19 protein-coding genes and 1 pseudogene are annotated in these 18211 nt (G+C 62.8%); 12 read left to right on the forward strand and 8 right to left on the reverse strand.

The features are described from left to right. Nucleotides 1–138: 138 nt before the first annotated feature. Entirely contained in the window at nt 139–312 is a 174-nt protein-coding gene (locus Q0812_RS10355; RefSeq protein ID WP_302110259.1) for a hypothetical protein, read from the reverse strand. A 48-nt stretch (nt 313–360) separates the two neighbouring features. Here Q0812_RS10355 and Q0812_RS10360 point away from each other — a divergent pair, with 48 nt between their 5' ends. From Q0812_RS10360 to Q0812_RS10395, 8 genes are read left to right on the forward strand one after another with little or no spacing between them, the layout of a single operon-like run. After that, nucleotides 361–3189 (forward strand): tape measure protein, encoded by a 2829-nt coding sequence (locus Q0812_RS10360; protein ID WP_302110260.1) that lies wholly within the window; start codon nt 361–363, stop codon nt 3187–3189. A 29-nt stretch (nt 3190–3218) separates the two neighbouring features. Continuing rightward, nucleotides 3219–3812, forward strand: a complete 594-nt coding sequence (locus Q0812_RS10365) for a hypothetical protein (protein WP_302110261.1) — start codon at nt 3219–3221, stop codon at nt 3810–3812. Further along, complete coding sequence (locus Q0812_RS10370; RefSeq protein ID WP_302110262.1) at nt 3812–4555, forward strand: hypothetical protein; 744 nt, start codon at nt 3812–3814, stop codon at nt 4553–4555. Before Q0812_RS10365 ends, Q0812_RS10370 begins: the two co-directional genes overlap by 1 nt. A gap of 44 nt (nt 4556–4599) precedes the next feature. Continuing rightward, nucleotides 4600–5016: a DUF6950 family protein gene (locus tag Q0812_RS10375; RefSeq protein ID WP_302110263.1), complete on the forward strand. Its 417-nt coding sequence runs from the start codon at nt 4600–4602 to the stop codon at nt 5014–5016. Continuing rightward, a complete protein-coding gene (locus Q0812_RS10380; RefSeq protein ID WP_302110264.1) occupies nt 5017–9939 on the forward strand; it encodes a phage tail protein in 4923 nt (1640 codons plus the stop codon). After that, nucleotides 9936–10364 (forward strand): phage tail assembly chaperone, encoded by a 429-nt coding sequence (locus Q0812_RS10385; RefSeq protein WP_302110265.1) that lies wholly within the window; start codon nt 9936–9938, stop codon nt 10362–10364. The genes Q0812_RS10380 and Q0812_RS10385 overlap by 4 nt, the downstream gene beginning before the upstream one ends. A gap of 14 nt (nt 10365–10378) precedes the next feature. Continuing rightward, nucleotides 10379–10717 (forward strand): hypothetical protein, encoded by a 339-nt coding sequence (locus Q0812_RS10390; protein ID WP_302110266.1) that lies wholly within the window; start codon nt 10379–10381, stop codon nt 10715–10717. Between the two features lie 47 nt (nt 10718–10764). Then, nucleotides 10765–10932: a hypothetical protein gene (locus Q0812_RS10395; protein ID WP_302110267.1), complete on the forward strand. Its 168-nt coding sequence runs from the start codon at nt 10765–10767 to the stop codon at nt 10930–10932. Nucleotides 10933–10946: 14 nt separating this feature from the next. On the opposite strand, the gene Q0812_RS10400 is transcribed toward Q0812_RS10395, so the two are convergent. Further along, nucleotides 10947–11336, reverse strand: a complete 390-nt coding sequence (locus tag Q0812_RS10400; protein WP_302110268.1) for a hypothetical protein — start codon at nt 11334–11336, stop codon at nt 10947–10949. Between the two features lie 41 nt (nt 11337–11377). On the opposite strand from Q0812_RS10400, the gene Q0812_RS10405 reads away from it, so the two are divergent. Together Q0812_RS10405 and Q0812_RS10410 are read left to right on the forward strand one after the other, a co-directional pair. Next, nucleotides 11378–11824, forward strand: coding sequence for a Ros/MucR family transcriptional regulator (locus Q0812_RS10405; protein WP_302110269.1), 447 nt, complete (start codon nt 11378–11380; stop codon nt 11822–11824). Beyond that, nucleotides 11824–12222: a hypothetical protein gene (locus tag Q0812_RS10410; RefSeq protein ID WP_302110270.1), complete on the forward strand. Its 399-nt coding sequence runs from the start codon at nt 11824–11826 to the stop codon at nt 12220–12222. Before Q0812_RS10405 ends, Q0812_RS10410 begins: the two co-directional genes overlap by 1 nt. A 4-nt stretch (nt 12223–12226) precedes the next feature. On the opposite strand, the gene Q0812_RS10415 is transcribed toward Q0812_RS10410, so the two are convergent. The 5 genes and pseudogenes from Q0812_RS10415 to Q0812_RS10435 all read right to left on the reverse strand — a co-directional run. Beyond that, nucleotides 12227–12982 carry a hypothetical protein gene (locus Q0812_RS10415; protein ID WP_302110271.1) on the reverse strand — a complete coding sequence of 252 codons (756 nt, stop codon included), beginning with the start codon at nt 12980–12982 and terminating at the stop codon, nt 12227–12229. Between the two features lie 15 nt (nt 12983–12997). Continuing rightward, nucleotides 12998–13630, reverse strand: coding sequence for an SOS response-associated peptidase (locus Q0812_RS10420; RefSeq protein ID WP_302110272.1), 633 nt, complete (start codon nt 13628–13630; stop codon nt 12998–13000). A gap of 32 nt (nt 13631–13662) precedes the next feature. Further along, a complete protein-coding gene (locus Q0812_RS10425; RefSeq protein WP_302110273.1) occupies nt 13663–13878 on the reverse strand; it encodes a hypothetical protein in 216 nt (71 codons plus the stop codon). Nucleotides 13879–13896: 18 nt separating this feature from the next. Further along, nucleotides 13897–14649 (reverse strand): hypothetical protein, encoded by a 753-nt coding sequence (locus Q0812_RS10430; RefSeq protein WP_302110274.1) that lies wholly within the window; start codon nt 14647–14649, stop codon nt 13897–13899. 90 nt (nt 14650–14739) lie between these two features. Continuing rightward, nucleotides 14740–15219 (reverse strand): annotated as a pseudogene (locus Q0812_RS10435) (JAB domain-containing protein); the annotation flags it as partial. A gap of 141 nt (nt 15220–15360) precedes the next feature. Here Q0812_RS10435 and Q0812_RS10440 point away from each other — a divergent pair. Together Q0812_RS10440 and Q0812_RS10445 are read left to right on the forward strand one after the other, a co-directional pair. Further along, nucleotides 15361–15981, forward strand: a complete 621-nt coding sequence (locus tag Q0812_RS10440) for an OB-fold protein (protein WP_302110275.1) — start codon at nt 15361–15363, stop codon at nt 15979–15981. A gap of 329 nt (nt 15982–16310) precedes the next feature. Next, nucleotides 16311–17048: a DUF3800 domain-containing protein gene (locus Q0812_RS10445; protein WP_302110276.1), complete on the forward strand. Its 738-nt coding sequence runs from the start codon at nt 16311–16313 to the stop codon at nt 17046–17048. A gap of 124 nt (nt 17049–17172) precedes the next feature. Here the strand turns inward: Q0812_RS10445 and Q0812_RS10450 are convergent, their stop codons facing one another. Continuing rightward, nucleotides 17173–18138 carry an IS1595 family transposase gene (locus Q0812_RS10450; protein ID WP_302110277.1) on the reverse strand — a complete coding sequence of 322 codons (966 nt, stop codon included), beginning with the start codon at nt 18136–18138 and terminating at the stop codon, nt 17173–17175. Between the last annotated feature and the right edge of the window lie 73 nt (nt 18139–18211).

Raw genomic sequence — 18211 nt, forward strand, 5'->3', positions numbered from 1 at the left:
AGCAGCGGTTGGGCCAAGGCTCAGGGGGTGGATGAGAAAACCGCACCGCCGACGGAAGCCGATCTAATGGCGGCAATCGAACAATACGGGGGCTGAACCGGCCCTATTCGGCCTCCGGCTAAATAGTCGGTGGCCAGATTAGACACCCTTACTACCCGTTTCGAAGCCGACATCATAAAGTTCGAGGAAGCGATGCGCCGCATGCAGCGCGTCACTTCCCAATCGACTGACCGCGTAACGCGCGCACATCGAACCGCCGCCCGCGACACCGCCCGCGCCTGGGAACAGGCCAAGGTCGATAAGGCGATCCAAGCTTCGATGGGCCGCGCCGTCTCTGGGATTCAGACCCAGGCGCGCGCCATGGCCGGAGCCTTCATCGCGGCTTTCGGCGCGAACCAGATCGTCGGTCTCACCGACTCCTACACCCGCTTTACCAACGCCCTTCGGGTGGCTGGCCTCCAAGGCGAAGACCTCGCGACGGTTCAGCAGTCCCTATTCGATCAGGCTCAGCGCACCGGCACCGCGCTAGAGCCGCTGGGTCAGCTTTACGGGCGGGCCTCAGCCGCCGCCGTCGAGTTGGGCGCGGGTCAAGCTGAACTTCTCCAGTTCACGTCTGGGGTGACGAACGCGCTCCTGATTCAGGGGGCGTCTACCGAACAAGCGTCAGGCGCGCTCCTACAGCTTTCCCAGGCGCTCGCGGGGGGCACCGTCCGGGCGGAGGAATACAACTCCGTCAACGAAGGTGCGCGGCCCATCCTTGAGGCGGTGGCGGCTGGCTCCGACCGCTTCGGCGGGTCCGTCTCGAAGCTGGGCGCTGAGGTCCGCAAGGGCACGGTCTCTTCGAGGGAGTTCTTCAACGCCTTCCTCGCTGGTTCCGGCCAACTCGAAGCGCGGGCTCAGAACGCATCGACCACGGTCGCCCAAGCGATCCAGAAGGTCAGGAACGCCCTCGGCCAATTCCTAGGGCAACAGAACGAAGAGTTCGGGGCCACCGACCGGCTAGCCGGAGCCCTCGTGCTCCTCGCCGAAAACATCGACTTGGTAGCCGACGCGCTCATCATCCTGGCGACCGTCTGGGCCGCCATGAAGATCGGGCGGATGGCCCAAGGCTTCGCCAACATGGGCACCGCGACCTTCGGTTTGGGCGCGGCCATGCGGGCGGCGGCCACAGACGCTCAGCGTCTCGCATTTTTCCAACAAGGCATGAACGCCTCGATGGCGATGGGCACCCGCGTGGGCGGCCTTTACGCGGGGGCCATGCGCGGTGTGACGGCTCTCTTCGGGGGGCCTCTGGGGGCGGCCATCACCCTGACCACCATCGGGGTCGGCTTCCTCGCAGACCGCATGATCCGGGCCGAAGCCGAAGCCCGGTCGTTCCGCGAGGCCGGTATCGAACTCGCTGAAGGGTTCGATCAGCAGGCCGAAGCCGCCGCCCGCGCGAGGCGCGAAACCGGCGACCTGACCCCGGAACAGATGGAAGGGGCTACGGCGGCGGCGGCCCTGTCGGGTGAAACGCACCTGCTAGCCGATGCCCATTTCAGGGCGGCGGCGGCGGCCCGCGCCCAGGCCATAGCTGAGGCCCAGCTTCGCGAGACCCAGACCCGCCACAACTTCATGCGCGCCCAGCGTGATGAGGCAGCCGTCAGAGAGCGCATTGTTCGTCAGCGCATGGGGCCGACCGTCTCGGGTGATGGCCGTCAGGGCGTGCCACGTGGCTATCGGCAGACCGTTGAAGCGGCGACGGCCCAAGACTCCCGTATCGCCGCCGCACAGCGCGCCACCGCTGGATATCGCGAAGCCTATAGGCAGGCGTTCAATGAGCGAGTTCGCGCCGAAAACCCGAACACCTCGACCTGGGAATGGGACCCACGCCGCAATCGGCCTCCGGCAACCAACACCAATACAGGCGGTGGCAGACGAGGCGGGGCCGATGACGCTGAACGCCGGGCTGAAGCTCGCACACAGGCCATCGAGCAAGCTGAGCGCGCCTATGACGAAGCCATCTGGGCTCAAGCCCGAACGGCGGTCGAGCGGTCAGATGCCACGCGGGCGCGCATCCAGTCAGACTACGAGGCTCAAGCCCGCGAGATCGCCAGCAATGACGATTTCGATGCGGCTACGCGAGATCGCCTCAACGCTCTCAACGAACAAACGCGCGCCGTCCTGGACGCGGCAGCCGCCGAAGACCGGGCCAATGAGGTCCGCGCTGAGGCTTATGCGCTCCAAGATTCAGTTGCCGACCATGAGACTGCCCTAGCCCAGGAACGGCTTGAGCAACTCCACATCGAGGCCGATCACACGCGCGACCGCGAGGCACGACTTCGTATCGAGGCCCAAGCGTTCGCCGAAGAGCAAAGGCTGACCCGCCTTCAGCACGAGGCCGACCTTCGCCGTTATGAACTCAGCCTTCGCGATCTCCGCCTGTCAGAGGAAGAGATCAGCCGCCGCCTCGCTGATCGGCGAGCCGCCTTCAACCGCACCGAGGCGAGCCGCGAACAAGGCTTCAACCTCAGTCAGCAGGAAGCCCGCGACCGAGGTTCCTGGGGCGAATGGGCGCGCTCGAACCGCATGGATGCGGACGCGCTCAACCGGTCGCTTCAGAACCTCGCCGATAACGGCATCAACGGCCTCATCGACGGGATGCTCGAAGTCATCGACGGCTCGAAGTCGATGGGTGAGGCCCTCGCCGATCTTGCCCGCGAAATGCTCGCTCAGATGCTCCGTATCGGGATGCAATTCCTCATCTGGGAAGGCATCGGCATGGCGTTCGGCTACAAGGGCCTAGGTGCGGCGATGCTGGGCTTGAAGCCGGTCGGCGGCAGAGGTGGCGGCATCTCGATCAGCAACGCCTCTGGTTCGGCCCCCCGCATCGGCAACAACGCCAGCGGCACCGGCAATTGGCGCGGCGGCCTCACCATGGTGGGGGAGAAGGGGCCTGAGCTTCTCAACCTGCCTTCAGGCGCGAACATCACGCCTTATTCGACCATTCGCTCAGCCCTTTCGGGGCAGCCCATCCAAGGGCGCGGCGGTGACATTCACGTCCACACCACGGTCGTCGCCAATGACGCGGTTCTCACCTCGACGGTGAAGTCCTGGATCGTCGAGGCGAACATCCAAGCTGTGCAACACGCCCGCGCTATGGTGGCTAAGGACCAAGGCGGAAGAGCGAACCGGTCGCTACTCCGCTAGCGCAGGGGGTCGGCAAATAAATACAGTCGATGACTGTAGTGCTGCCGACCCTACCGCTTGGGTCACAAACCAATATCTCGATCCAATCGAACGCAATCGACTTGCTCGCCACCTTTGGCGGGCCATCGCAGCGCACGTCTCGACTAGGCGACCGCTGGACCATCGAAGTCACCTGCCGCCCGATGCGTTACGCGCAAGCGGCGGGGTTCATCGCCAAGCTCATCCAGGGTCTCGCTGAGCGCGTCCTAGTCGCTATCCCTCAGCCGGGCCTCGAAATCGGCAACCCCGGAACACCCCTCCTGAAGGGAGCCGGTCAGAGCGGGCGCACCTTACAGGCCGACGGCTTCACACCCGGCTACGTCATCCAGGCGGGCCAATACTTCAGCCTCGTTCAGGGCGGCCAACGCTACCTCCATCAAGTCACCGACGCGGCCACCGCCAACGGCTCCGGAGAGGTCGAACTGAGCATCTATCCGATGCTCAAGGTCAGCCCGTCTGACAACGCCACGTTGGAGTTCGCGGCCCCCAAGCTCGAAGGCTTCCTACAGGGCAATCGGCAGGCTTGGACCATCGGGCTGGTTGAGAACGTCGGCCTCAGCTTCGCCGTGACGGAGGCCGCGTAGTGGCCCTCGACACGACCCTGATGGCTGGAATGGACGCGAGCCATCTTCGCGTCTTTCACGCCCTTCGCGTCGAACTCATCGACGGCGGCGACATCAATCTCATCGACGGCTCTGGCTTTGTCAGCTTCAACGTCGATGGTGAGACGGTCACCTTCACGGGCCGCAACGAGACGTTCGGCACACTGGCCAACCTCTCGACGATCACAGAGGCCGTGGCGACAGAGGCCCCGCGCCTGACGGTCACCCTGCTGCCGCCCGGCACGGAAGGGCTGGGCACCCTTGCAGCGGTTCAAAACCAAGGGAGCCTCGTGAAGCTGTGGTTCGGCCTCATCAATGAGATCACCGGCCAAGCCATCGGGGTGCCGGAACTCATCTGGTTCGGTCGGCTCGATACCGTGAAGGTCACGACCGGGGTTGGGGTCAGGGCGGTTGAACTCGACGTATCGACTGTTTTCGACCGGCTCTTTCCGACCGAAGAGGCATGCCGCCTGAACGACCTCTGGCATCAATCCATATGGCCCGGTGAAACCGGCCTAAGCCGGGTCATTGAGGCCACGCTGAACGTCCCCTGGGGCATGGATGCGGCGCGCCCAACCGTCATCAGCGGACGAAGCGTCTCCCGAACCACGACCGGCACCACAGGCGGTTCGACCACGGGTGGCGGCCCCGGAAGACCCGCATGGACCGACACGTCCTGGACCACGCTGACCGGTCGCACCGGCATCGGCCCGGAACAGTTCTAAGCCCACTTCCGCAAGGCGAATGAGACCGCTCGATAAATACGAGCATGGTGCTCACAAGACGAGTTGCGGCGGCTCAAGCAACAATAAATGCCTTCCTAGACAAGACCTTTTCGTGGGGAGAATACGACTGCGCCCGGCTTGCCGGTTACGCGCTGAAAGAACTTGGGCGTGACGACCCGCTTATCCCGTTCGGGAGCTACTCGACTGAGCTAGGGGCGGTTCGCGCCCTCAAAAAGCAAGGCCGCGCCAATCTAATCGAAGCGATTGAGGCACTGGGCCTCGAACGCATCGCTCCGGCTCGCGCCCTGCCAGCCGATATCGTCGCCATGCCCGCCGATGATGACCGTTGGGTCGCACTTGGCGTGGCCATCGGCGATGGGCGGGTTCTGGCCTTCTCGCCTGAAGGTCAATGCACGTGGGGTTCTCTGAAGGCCGCGACGGCGGCTTGGAGGGCCATCTAAGTGCCCCCCGTTGCAGCGTTTGCGGCTGCGGCCTTCACGGCGGTGAAGGTCGCTGCGGTCGTCGCCATCAAGACGCTCGCGGCGATGTCGATAGCCACCGTGGCCAAGATTGGCCTCGCGGTCCTATCGGTCGCCGGTCTCTTCCTGTTGCGCAAGCTGCCGCTCCCAGAGAGCACCGGTCAGCAACTCGACACCAAGCTCGATCCCGGTGCTGGGGTGCCGGTGGCGTTCGGTCGAACCGCGACCGGCGGCACCATGGTCTATCAGGACTCCTGGGGCTCGAAGAACAAATACCTCGGCCAAGTCATGGTGCTGTCAGCGGGCGGCCCCATCGAAGGCATCGAGACCTACCGCGCCTCCGACTACACCGTGAACTTCAGCGGCAACCCAGCAACCGGGGTGGGCACCGCCGCATCGATCACGCCCTCGACGGCTGGGTCGAAGCTCTACCGGAATAAGCTCAAGACGGTTTGGCGGCGGGGCGACACGCCTGAGGCGACCTCGCTCGCCACATATGCCAGTCAGCTTGGCGGCTACCTTCCGGGCATCGACGGGAGCTTCAAGCTCTCCGGCTTGGCCCACGCCCTGGTCGTTTGTGAGCACGATCAGGATGCATTTCCTCAAGGGGTGCCGAAGCATCTTTGGGTGCTCAAGGGGGTCAAGTGTTACGACCCTAGGCTCGATGACACCTACCCAGGCGGCGAGGGGCCTCATCGGCTCGACGACCCCACCACCTGGGCCTTCACCGAAAACCCCTACATCGCGGCCCTAGCCTGGATTCTGGGCCGCTTCGAGAACGGCAAGAAGGTCTGGGGCATCGGTGCCCAGGCCGCTGAAATCGACTGGGATGCCTACGTCGCGGCGGCCAACATCGCGGATGCGAACGAATGGAAGGTCGGCGGTGTCGTCACCACGACCGATGACAAGTTCGCCGTCTTAAACACGATCCTTCAGGCGGGCGGCGGGGCCGCCATTGCGCGGGGCGCTCAGCTTTCCTGCCGCATCAATGCGCCCAAGACCTCCGTCTTCACCCTCCGGCCCGACGACATTGTTGGCGACGTTGAAGTCGCCAACTCGCCGCAATGGCGCGACCGCAAGAACCGCATCGTTCCCCAATACCGCGAGCCGAACGCGGCTTGGGAGATCATCGCGGGCAACGCGGTCACTGAGGCCGATTACGTCGCCGAAGACGGCGGCGAGGAACGCACCGCTGAAATCCATCTGCCGTTCGTTCAGTCGGCGACCCAGGCCGCTCAACTCGCCGCCTACGAACTCGTCAATGGGCGCGAGTTCCTCAGCTTCAGCCTCACCGCCAAGCCGAAACTGCTGACGGTCAGGGCCGGAGATTGCATCACCGTCAATCTGCCGGAGCTAGGGGCGACCGACCTCAAGTGCGTGGTCGAGAGCCGCGACTTCGACCCCGCTTCAATGACGGTGAAGCTGGCCCTCCGCTCAGAGACGGACGGCAAGCACGACTTCGCCCTGGGCCGCACCCAGGATGCGCCGTCTTCACCGACCCTCAACCGATACGACCCGACCGCCCTTGAAGCGCCGAACGCGGCGGTATGGTCGATCACCGCGACCGATCTCTCGACCCTGGACGGCCAATCGCAGCCAGCCCTGATCGTCGAGGCATCAGCGAACGCGGTCAGCGACAATCCGTTCGCCACGTCCGTCATCTGTGAGTTTCGAGAGAATTCCGCGTCCGTCTGGTCTGCCTTCTCTGAGGGGCCGCCGACCACGACCCGGTTCGAGGTCACCGGCCTCAACCCGCAAACCGCCTACGACCTGGGCATCCGGTATCGAACCCGCGAGGGGCTGGTCACGCCGCGCCTCGTGGTGGGGTCGGCCACGACCGGAGCCTCGATCTCCGGTGGGGTCATGCCGGGGGGCATCGACTGGACCGGCAATACCATCGTCAACGTGCCGGTCGGCCTCACAACGACCGCCAATGGCCTGCTGACGGCCAATCATATCCTTCACGGGGCGGAGATCGTCTCGAACCTTCTGGACGCGGCGAACGACGATATCGCCGCCATCCAGGGTGAAATCACCGACATTGAGTCCGGCCTGAATGTTGCGGCCAATCAAGCCCTGTCGGCGGCGAATGCGGCCTTACTGGCTGCCGGTTGGTCTTCGGCCAACGCCACCTCCGCCTATGGCTTCGCGAATGCCGCGTCAGCTTCCGCCGTTCACTCGAATGCCAACGCCGCCCTCGCCGCCAACGCTGCCCTTCTAAGCGCGACATACCGCGATCAGGCCCAGTCGAACGCCGTAACAGCAGCCAATCAGGCAGGGATCGCGACCACTCAGGCTGCCTACGCGGCGGCCAACTCGGCGACCGCCGTCTCGAACGCGAACCTCTCCGCCACCTATCGAAATCAGGCTCAGTCGAACGCCGTCATTGCGGCCAATCAGGCTGGTTATGCCGCCGCCAACGCGGCAGGCGCGCTGAACTCGTCGAACCTCTCAGCGACCTACAGAGACCAGTCGTCGGCGAATGCGATGATCGCCGCCAATCAGGCTGGGTTTGCAAGTTCGAACGCTGCCGCTGCCAGCGCCAGCGCGAACCTCTCCGCCAGTCATAGCGGCTGGGCCGCCGCCAATGCGGCCATCGCTACTACCCAGGCCGGATACGCCTCAGCCAACTCCGCCGCAGCCAGCACGAGCGCGACGGTGGCTGCATCTGTCGGTGCTGCCTCGATCAACAAGAACCCGGTCTTCGCGGATTACCCAGCATCCGGATATCCGGCGAAGTGGGGCGCGTGGTCCATGCCCGCGACCTACCATTCGCGGGTCGCGGGTCAGATCAGCCCATACGCCATCCGCCTCATTGGCGCGGCGGGCTTCGATGTCGGAATCCAACAGAGTTCCACCGACGCGGGGTCGTCCCTCGCGATCCAACCCGGCTGGTATATCGCCGAAGCCGACGTGACGCTTGTTAGCGGCGCGCTGACCGGGGCGGGTGTCTACGTCGAAGCCTGGAATGCTGCCGGTAGCGCCGTCGCTCAGAGCTTCAGCTTCCCATTCTCGACCACGCCCGACATCTCTGATGCGGCTCCAGGCGCGGGCACCACGGGCCGCACATATCGATTCCGTCGCCTATTCCAGGTCACCGCCTCAAGCGCCTTCCAACTGGTCATCTATGCGATGAGCCATTGGAGCGCCCTGGGCAGCACCACGGCGGCCAACTCCATCGACTGGCACCGTTGTGCGGTTCGGGCGGCCACATCTGCTGAGATCGCGGCTCAGCGCGCCGACACCAACTCGACCAACGCCCTCAGCTACATCGCGTCCAACGCTACGGCCTGGGCCTCGAACGTAGTCGCCCTGGCCAACCGGACCACGACCCTTGAGGCCAGCCTACAGGCGCAGGGCAATCTGATCGCCAACCCATCCGGTCAGAACGGCCTACACCTTTGGACCTACAAGCCCGGCTACTACTGGGGAACCTCGACCTATAGCTCTGTCGCCCCGCTGTGGTTCTTCACCACGCTGACCGGGGTCACCGGGGACGGCTACTTCTATTACGACGTGCCTGCGGTGGCTTACACGCCATACGCGTTAAGCTGGAATGCCGAAATTTTTGGCGGCTTCACCGGCTACTTCAATGTCTCGCTGCAACCGATTCCTGCTGACAAATCTGCGGTCCTCTCGCGCTTCAAGAACGCGGCGGGCGAGACTTACAGTGATGCGGTCGCGGGGGTTCAGGCAGGGCAGCCCGAAGATCATGGGCGATCCGGAAGGCGCGGGTCACTCACAGTCTACCCGACCGATCCCGCGACCGCCTATGTCCGGGTCATCTTCTACTACGCCGGGACCGGTAATCCGACCTATTGCCAGTTCGGCCTATGGAACGTGAAGCTGGAGGTCGGCAGTCAGCCCACCACCTATAACGAAGCCTCGACACTCACGACGACCGTTGCTCGGGTCTCAACCTCCGAAACGGCGATCTCCGACCTGACCGGGCGCACCATGGCGCGCTGGTCCATCGGCACCTCCGTTCCCGGCTCAGCCGCCTTCATTACGGCCCAGGCCGAAACCACCCCCGGTGCGGCCCCCACATCAAACGTCGCCATCGGTGCGCGAGCCATCCAGCTTTACAATCAGGTCGGCGATGAGTGGCTCCCCGCGCTCACCGTGAGCGGTGGCAACGCGACCTTCGCGGGCCGTCTCAATGCCGGAACCAGCATCAGCGTGGGTTCGGGCTCCTGGCCGGTCGCCTTGGCCTCCAAGGATTTCGTGGTCACCGATGGCACCGTTGTCAGTTTTGGCACCGACCTGGGCCAAATCCCCGCCCTGTCATTCTCGACCCTGGGCTTGGCCGCCCTGTCTTCGGGCGAAACCTACAACCTCTATGCGGATAGCCTGACCAGCACCGGCTTCACGGCCCGCCTGAAGATCAACACGCCCGGCTCGCCGTCGAGCTACAATCTCACCACCGACACCACGCCGGGCTCAGGGCCGACGCGGCAAATCGACAAGGGGGCCAACCCCGATGCCACGGGCGGCATCTACACCCTCACAGTGTCAGGCCAGCAAAGCTGGAATCTTCCCGACCAGGGCATGGGGCAGACCATCGAATACAGCGGCTCTGTCACCTTTTCCGTTTGGGTGAAGGTGGGGGGCGTTTGGTCCCAAGTCGGCACCATCACCGCACAAATCGACGGCCTGACCTTCGGCACCGGCAACATGGGCTCGACGGTCTCAGCGACCGAGAATTTCACCGTCTCTGAGACGATGACCCTGCCGTCGAACATCCAGGCGTTCGGGGTCAGCTACGCCAGCCGAAGCGGCGGCAGCAGCGCGAGCCTGACGGATTTCAACTCGGTGGCCTGGACCTCACCCGGCAGCGGCTCCGGCACTCGAACGGCAACGCCAAGCGGCCAAACCACCACAGTCACGGTGAGGCCGCGCACATGATGAACCTCGAAGACCACCTCCTGGCTGACAGCCTCACGCCTGAGGCTGAATATGCCTGCCCCCTATGTCTGCGCCGGGGGCCGCCCTTCATGTTCGCCGCCACCCACGAGGATGACCGGTTCGAGCACGACTACGTTTGCTCGACCTGTCTTAGGGATGCCGAACGGGCCGAAATCGCCGCCGCTGAGGCTGATGCCGATGCGGAGGCGGATTGGTCGGCGGTGAAGGTCGAGCGGAACCGGCGCATCAACGAGGCCCTGTGGGCGGTCTCGCCGGGGTCGCCGCTCACCCAGGAATGCCAGGCCGCCTTCGCCGCCATGATCGGCGAGCTTCACCGCGTCACCATCGACTTCTACACGCCCGCTGATGTGGTCTGGCCCATCATCCCCGAGTTGGCCTTCGAGGCACCGCCCGGCGAAGGATAATCGATAAATACGGGATGCCCCGCGCGACCGTGCCCACCGCTTCCGATCAAACCGATATCAAGGTTCAGCTAGCCGTTCTTTCGACCAAGCTCGACCTCATCCAGACCACCCTCAACGACAAACTCGCATCCATCGAAACGCGCATTACCGCCGTCGATGAGGACCTGAGGGCGGAGCTTCGTCACTCGAAAGCGAACGCCGACCTGACCGTGGCCGCGCTGAAAAAGGAATTGGAGTCAAAGGTCAGCCGCGACGAATTCGACCCCATCCGTAAGACCTTTTGGTCAGGCGTGATGGGCGTGCTGTCCGCGATAGGCATGGCGGTGTGGGCGCTTATTCAGCGGGGCGGATGACTACCTCGTCCGTTTAATGTGGCCGGTCTCCGCGATATAATGCGCGCATGGCTAGAGGAATTTATCGCCACCTACCTACTGAAGGCGGGCCAGCTACCGTCACTGTCGCCTATGACAAGGCGGAGATGGTGCTGCCGGAGGCCACCTATCGAGAGCGGGGCTATGAGCCGCCCTTCGAGGAATTGCCGATCAGAAAACAACCCGGCGAGGAATGACACCAGCGCGGGTTTCACAGCGGCTGCGCCTTCCGGGCGGCGGCCCGTCTCTGCTGCCGGTTCATCGGCGGTGCTGGCGTGAACCCATGGCCGCCGCTCAGATGTGCGAGCCGCTTGGCTTCGAACCATTCGCCGAACGCCTCTGCATCCTCAGACCGGTAGAACGCTACAGCGAAGGCTTCCTCGAACGGTGAGAGCGGCTCGCTCGACGTGACCAGCATAGCGGCTCGATCAGTGAGCCATGCCCGGACCTGTTTCAGCACCTCAGGCGGAACGTTGACCTGATAGACCGTCTCGTTGCGCGCCTCAGAGGCGGCGACCAACTCTTCAGTCGTGGCCTGTCTGGGATAGTCGCCGTAAAGTTCGTAGTGGAGTTCGACGGCGGCATGTGTAGACGTGAGCATATTCGTATTTATGCTCGCCAAGTCACTAGCTGGGGCTCCCAATGACTGAGACCAATTCCAACCTGATTGAACTGACGGCGGCTATCGCGGAAGCCTATGTCAGCCATAACAAGGTCTCGGCGGGGGAGATCGCCGGGCTCATCGCTTCCATCCATGGGACGCTCGATGGCATCGCCACGGGCAAGGCCGATGAGCCCCAGGAAGAACCGGTCGCGAAGCCAACGGCTGCGCAAATCCGTAGGAGCATCCAAGGCAGCCGTCTCATCAGCTTCGAGGATGGGAAGCCATACGCCGCCCTGAAGCGGCACCTCACCAGCCGGGGCATGACCCCTGCTGAATATCGGGCCAAGTGGGGCCTGCCATCGGATTATCCGATGACCGCACCCGACTATTCAAAGGCGCGTTCCGACCTCGCGAAGAGCCTGGGGCTGGGGCGGGGCGGTAGGAAGCCGAAGGGTCCGGCCAAGGGCAGAAGGAAGGCTGGCTGATGCCCACCACTGACAACTCTAGGATCGTCGCTCTGGCGGTGCGCCATTTTGAGCCCTACGGCACTGCGGACCAGCTAGCGGTCTATTTCGATCAGGATGGCGGTATTGTTCCGTCAGACGATGTCCGGGCCGCTAGCTCGGAACGAGGCACGACCTCGAACGGGGTAGAATGGTTCACACCGAACCCTGGCGAAGGCTACTTCGCGCACCTGATGCAGCGAAGCGTATGGGCGGGTGGCAGCGGCGACGGGAAATCGGTCGAGCTATATGGCCCCGACTTCCACGTCGAAATCACAATCCATCGCGGCCTTGCTGATGAGGTCGCTGCTATTCGTCCCATCATCATCAGAGACAGCCCTGACCTCTCGCCATTCCTCGCCAAGGCGGTGGGGTGGTAGCGCCCTAGGTTGGGTCGATCACCTTTGCCGCCTTGGCGATTATAAGCTCGGCGTTCCGTGCGCGGTTGCGTTCTTGGTTCACCTGCACAAGGGTCTCCGCAAAACGCGCGATGTCGGGAAGCCACGCAACTTCACTCAAGATATCGATGCCGAACAGGTTGACCTGCCAGTTCGACCAATCGGATGGGGTCTCGCTGATAGACGCAGCAAATAGCGGCTTTTGATCGTCGCTGATGGTCAAGGTTCCGAACTTGTGGTTGTCATCGCCGACCGGCGACCAGCTATAGCCTTTGTCGAGAACCTCGATTTTGTAGGGTCGGGAGCCCGAAATGCTCACGGTGTAGCTCTGCCGCTTGCCGTCGTGCCCCTCTGGTGTCGGCGGCTCGACCCCTCGAATATCGATCCCATGTCGGGGCAGATGATCTAGCGCCCCCAGCCCAAAATGACTGGGCCAGTAGCGGGTCTCGCGTAGGAGATCGTTGAGAATACGGTCGGCCTTAGCCTTTGCCAGAAATGCGCGGGCGCGCTCCAGGCGGGCTTTCTTGCCTTCGATGTCATGCTCACGTTCGAACGCCTCTTTCGACTGATCGAAATCACGGCGAACGGCATCGCGAGCTTGCTCGACCATATCGATCACCTGAGGGTCGAACTCTCGATCTTCTTCAGCCCGGCTCGATGACTCTTCCGGCGGCATTCGCGGCTTCTCAACGTTGGGCGCGGGACCGAACATGAAATCAAAGATCGCCTTGGTGACCGACATCGGCTCCCCCAAATCCTATGCGCGAACAAACCGCTCAGGCCGCCGCGCTTCAAAGAACGGCTGAGGATCGTTAGCGCAGTCGAGCCACGCCGTGATTTCATCCGGCTCCAAAATGACCGGCTGCCGGTCGTGATAGTCGGCGAGGAAGCCATCTGACGGACCGGTGAAGATTGTGAAGGTGGCGGTCTCACCCACGTCGCTCAGGTTGACCCTCGACCAGAGGCCCGCGAACCAGATCAGGTCGCCATCAGCGCGCTGGAAGCGATGCTTCGTCTTCGCGCCCTTCTCGCCGGTCCATTCGAACCAAGCCGACGCTGGCACCACACACCGTTGAGACTTGAGCGCGGCCTTGAACATCGGGCTCACATCGGTGCGCGCGTTGAAGGTGCTCATCGTGCGACCATCGCGGCCCCGGCAGGCCGCATCGAGGGTCTTGCCGTTCGCCCAGAACGGAATGAACCCCCACCGCATCGGCTCGACGTGAAAGGCACCGCCGTCGAGGCGGGCCGTGGCCTGCCGGGTCGTCGGCCTCACATCATCGTTTGGCTCCAAGTTCAGGGGAGCCGTGGCGACCTCGCCATAGGTCGAGAGGGCGCGATGGATTTCGGCCCAGGTGAAGCGGCCCGTGGTGTCATAGCGTCCGCACATGGGGAGATAGTGGCAGCGGGACGGATTGAACGTCAAAGGTCCGTAGTGAACACCCGGACCCTGCCGTCACCCTCAAGCTGCTTCGCCGCATACTTTTCGGATGCGCGATGCTGAACGGCGGCCAAGCCGTGGTCATCAATAGCCTCTCTAGTGGTGATGACCATTACCCGCTTCTCGCCATCGTAGGCTTCTAACAGGAGTTCGAATGCAGGGCTGCTGCCCGATGCACCGGTAAATCGCAGGGACATCGCTGGTCTAGCTCCGCATCAGAATGGGATGTCGTCGTCCATGTCGAAGGTCGGCTTCGTCGGTGAAGCCTTGCGGTTGGGCGGCGCGATGGCTTTCTGGGGCTCCTGGCCCAATAGCGCCTTCGCCCGCTCTTCCTCGCTTCGGGCTTCAGCCACTGCCTCATAGACGTTCTGCATCAGACCAGACACAAGCTGCTGACTGCTCCAAAGATCGCCGGGTGCGCACGCAATCTCCACCGCCAGCCACGCTAGCTCGAAGATTGGGATTCTGCGCTTGTCCAACTCGCGTTCGAAATCGTCGAGCCGTCTTAGGAGAGCCTTCGCCTGAGCTTCAGGTAGGTTGCTCTTTTCGACCTCACCGCGAAGCGCATCTACATGCTGGGTGAGCCGATCTCTTACCTTCCCCGAAACCCGAACAATGCGCGACCGACGGCGTAGCGAACGCGAGATCGTCAATTGGGTTACGCAATGATCTAGGTCTGACTTGAACTGCCGATAGTCGGCGGTCTGAAAGTCCCGCACCGACGGCAGCGCGTAAGCTGACATGCCATCGATCTCATACCGCGATGCAGCGGCAGCCATCACGTTCATAAAGGCCAGCCGAGCCTCGTTGATATACTCCCAATCGTTGCTGTCGTTGGAAAGGTCTAGATTCCCTAGGCGGTCACCAAGGCTGCGATAGGCGATCCGCGACATCTCGATAAACGCCTCTTGCGGATCATCGGGGAGCCGGTCGAGTTCGTCTTCCGAAATGAAGGAAAAGATATCCATGGGGGCCGGAACCGCTGGTTGCGCGGGAGCGAACGCTTAAGCAGTTTTCCACCGCTGGCAAGTCGGGGTGAATATTCCGCTTGGCGCACGCTTGCGGTCGAGGAACAGGACCCGGAACTGCTCGCGCGGTTCGTGCTGGAGGCTGACGCGGACATAGGCGAGCAGGGCGCTCCACGAAGAGATGACGGTCCGCTTCTTCACCGGCTCGGCCGTCGCGCGACGCGTGACCTCGTGCAGCAGGCGCAGGTCGAGCGCGGTTTCGGGGCCGACCCTGAGCGCCTTGCCCCTGGCGTCGACGGCCGAAACGGTCAGCAGCTCGTCATGGGAGGCCGCCAGCGCCGCCGCGAGGGATCCGAACCGCTCGAGCAGCGCCTTGGCCAAGGGCTTCACGTCGCGCTGGGGAATGGAGCGGAACAGGAACAGCTCGAGCAGTTCATAGTCGGGCAGAGCCTCAACGCCGCCGTTCCTGGCCCTGTCCCGCAAGCGTTCGCGGTGCCCGGCGTGATGCGGTCTGGCCTGGGCCGATTTCGCCTTGGGCTGTGGAGGCGGGGCAGGCTCGGGGGCGAACATGTCTGGAAAGGCCAGCACCCGCGCCTCGGCCAACTGGGACTGTCCGCTCATGCCGCCGTCCTCCAAACCCGATCCGACCTTGGCGTATATGCCTTTGACAAACCCATTCCAGAATCGACGGCCCGCTGATATGACAGCGATATGGGGCGTCGAGAGATCATCAACTCTGGGCTGCTGGCCGCAATCACGCTTGGGGGCGGTGCGGTCGTGACGGCGCTTAGCACTACGGCGACGGCGTATACCCCCTATCTGCTCAGCGTCGGATGGATTGCCCTGCTGGGTGGTGCGGCGGGACTTATGTATATGCTCCGCACCGCACCTCGCGCAGCGATCAACGCGATGGCTCCGACACCGCCCCGAGAGTTCCTAGACCCCGATATCACGTGGGATGTTCTGTCAAAGAAGGTCGAGGGGAGGACCAGCCTACAGGTCGAGGCGCTTAACAAGACCTACGCCGGAAAGTGGATGCGGGTCAGCGGCACCGTCTATGACGTAAAGAGAATCTATGGCGATTTGTGCGGGGTAGACATAAGACTAAACTCCCGCTCATACGGATCTGTGCTTGCCTGCTTCGGTAAGCAAGCTAACCAGCAGCTCGCTGCACTCAACAAGGGCGACTCTATAACCATTGTCGGGAAGGTGGAGCGGCTGAAAGGCGGCGGGACCATGGGGGACTGTGAAATCGAACATGTTGGCCCGCCTCCCGAAAAGCCAAAGCCAAAGCCACGGCGCCGGGCTGCCGCCAGCAAATCAGCGGGCTAGCAACGCCAGCAGTGCCCCGCTGAACGGCGTAAGCATCAAGATCAGCAGGCCGATGGCTAGAAAGCCGATCAGGCCCATGCACCACTCGGCAAAGGCTCTTGGCCGCCTCCAGGGCGCTGGAGGCCATGGGAAGCCGTGGTTTGGTTCGCGGTCGCTCAACGCGGCTTAGACGGTTTAACGGGCTCCGGCGGCTTAGCCACCTTCTTCACCGCTTCCTCAAAGCGCGTTTCATCCTCGTCGCACTCTAGCTGGCGCGCGAGGTCGCGGAACTTGTTAGGTTGACTCTTTTCTGTCGGATGCCCGTTCATGCGCGAATGCACCTTTGCTTTATGGACGAGTCTTCTCACGTCCCCGCTGCGGGGAAGGCTCACAAGTTCCCCTACTTCCTGATCGCGGGCCTAATCATACCTGATGCGCAGTGGAAGGAAATTGCCGCCGAGTTCGAACGCATCAAGGCCCTCCCGGGCTATCGCGTCGAAGGCGAAATCAAGTGGCGCTACTTTGGTCCTGACAATAACGACGCGCGAAATCCGCTGCTGCACCTTCCTATTGCCAAACGGAATGCGTTACGCTTGGCGCTTCTCTCCCTTATAACAAAGCGGCGATCTTGCCGGATTGTGGCAACTAAATCAGATACCGCCAGGGCTTGGGAGTTGCCATACGTGAAAAACAAGGCGGACCTATACCATTTCACATACAAACAAACACTGGAGCGATTCGAGTATTTCCTTCAGGATATATCCCGCATAAACGGCGCGGAGCAGCGCGGAATGGTGATATGCGATCATCGGGGCAGGGATGAAGATCGCATACTTCGTGATTACCACGCCGAAGTGACCGAGCGATTATCTACGTTCACGTCAGACTTCAAACACCTAGTTGAACGCGTGATGCTCACGGACAGTCAGCACAGCGTAGGCGTGCAGCTCGCCGATCTTTGCGCCGGGGCGCTGTGTCGGTCTTACACGAAAGACGAGCCGTACTGGCTTGAAATGCTCCGCAGCAACATCCGGGCGCACCCTATCAAGGGGATCGATGGCTATGGCGTTGTGCACTGGCCCAAGTAGTGCCGCCGGGTGGGGGCTTTCGCCCCCAAGGCGCTATCGCCGCGCCGCCCGGACAAATCATCCATAAACCCATTCTATCAAAACCGCAAGTGGCTAGCCGTTCGATTTATAGGATCGCCGCCGCTCAGATGTGAGTTGGCCGGTAAGTCAGGCGCTTGCCGACCACACCCGCCACCGCACGCTGCATCCGCTCAACATCCTCACAGCCGGTCGCGGAGCGGTTGCTGTAGCGGAAGTCAAACTCCGCCATGTAGCGGTGCAGGTGCTTCTTGGCGCAGTGCTGATAGATGCCCTTCATGCCGCGCTTGAAGATGCTGAAATAGCCTTCGATGGTGTTGGTGTGGATGAACGGGTTCTCGGGGTGCACGTATTCCTTCCGGCTATGGTTCACGACGCCATGGGCGGCGAACTTCTGGCCGATACGGCGATAGAGAACGTGATCGTCCGTCAGCAGCACGGCCTCACGGGCAAGGTTGGCCTCTAGAACCGGCTTGATCTGAGCGATGGTCGCATCGTCCAGCACGGTAGAGCGGGCGCGGCCCGTGTTGCGGTCAACGAGGGTCAGCACCTTCATCTTTTGCGGGGTGCGGACCTTCTGGCGGCCCCACGGGGCGTTGTCAGGGTCGATGCCGATGTAGGTTTCATCGACCTCGACGCCGCCGCCGTTCGTGCCGAACGGGTCAAGCTCGCCAGAGCGCATGGCCTCGCGGATGCGATGGGCCAGGAACCACGCGGTCTTGTAGGTGACCTCCAGAGTGCGCTCCAGCTGCTTAGCGGAGACGCCCTTCTTGCTGGCGCACATGAGGTAGACCGCCTGCAGCCACTTATGAAGCGGCAGGTGGCTTTCCTCAAAGATGGTGCCGACGCGCACGGTGAACTGCTGACGGCAGTCGCCGCACTTCTTCAGGCCGTGGCGGACCACGCCTTCCGGGTTCTTCTTGGAAGGCTTGGAGCGAACGCCCTTAAGCTCATACGTCCGGCCAGAGCAGCCGCAATGCGGGCACACAGGCGAGCCGCCCCAGATGATGCCCTCCACAAAGCGGAAGGCTTCGGCTTCATCGTGAAAGTAGGGCTTGGACAGAACAGACACGGCGCAATCTCCTTATGCGCCTAGGATAGCTGGCCCCGTGGGTTTGTCAACTACATATACGCCCCGACCTTGC

The sequence above is a fragment of the Peiella sedimenti genome (assembly GCF_030504955.1).
Taxonomy (GTDB): domain Bacteria; phylum Pseudomonadota; class Alphaproteobacteria; order Caulobacterales; family Caulobacteraceae; genus Brevundimonas; species Brevundimonas sedimenti.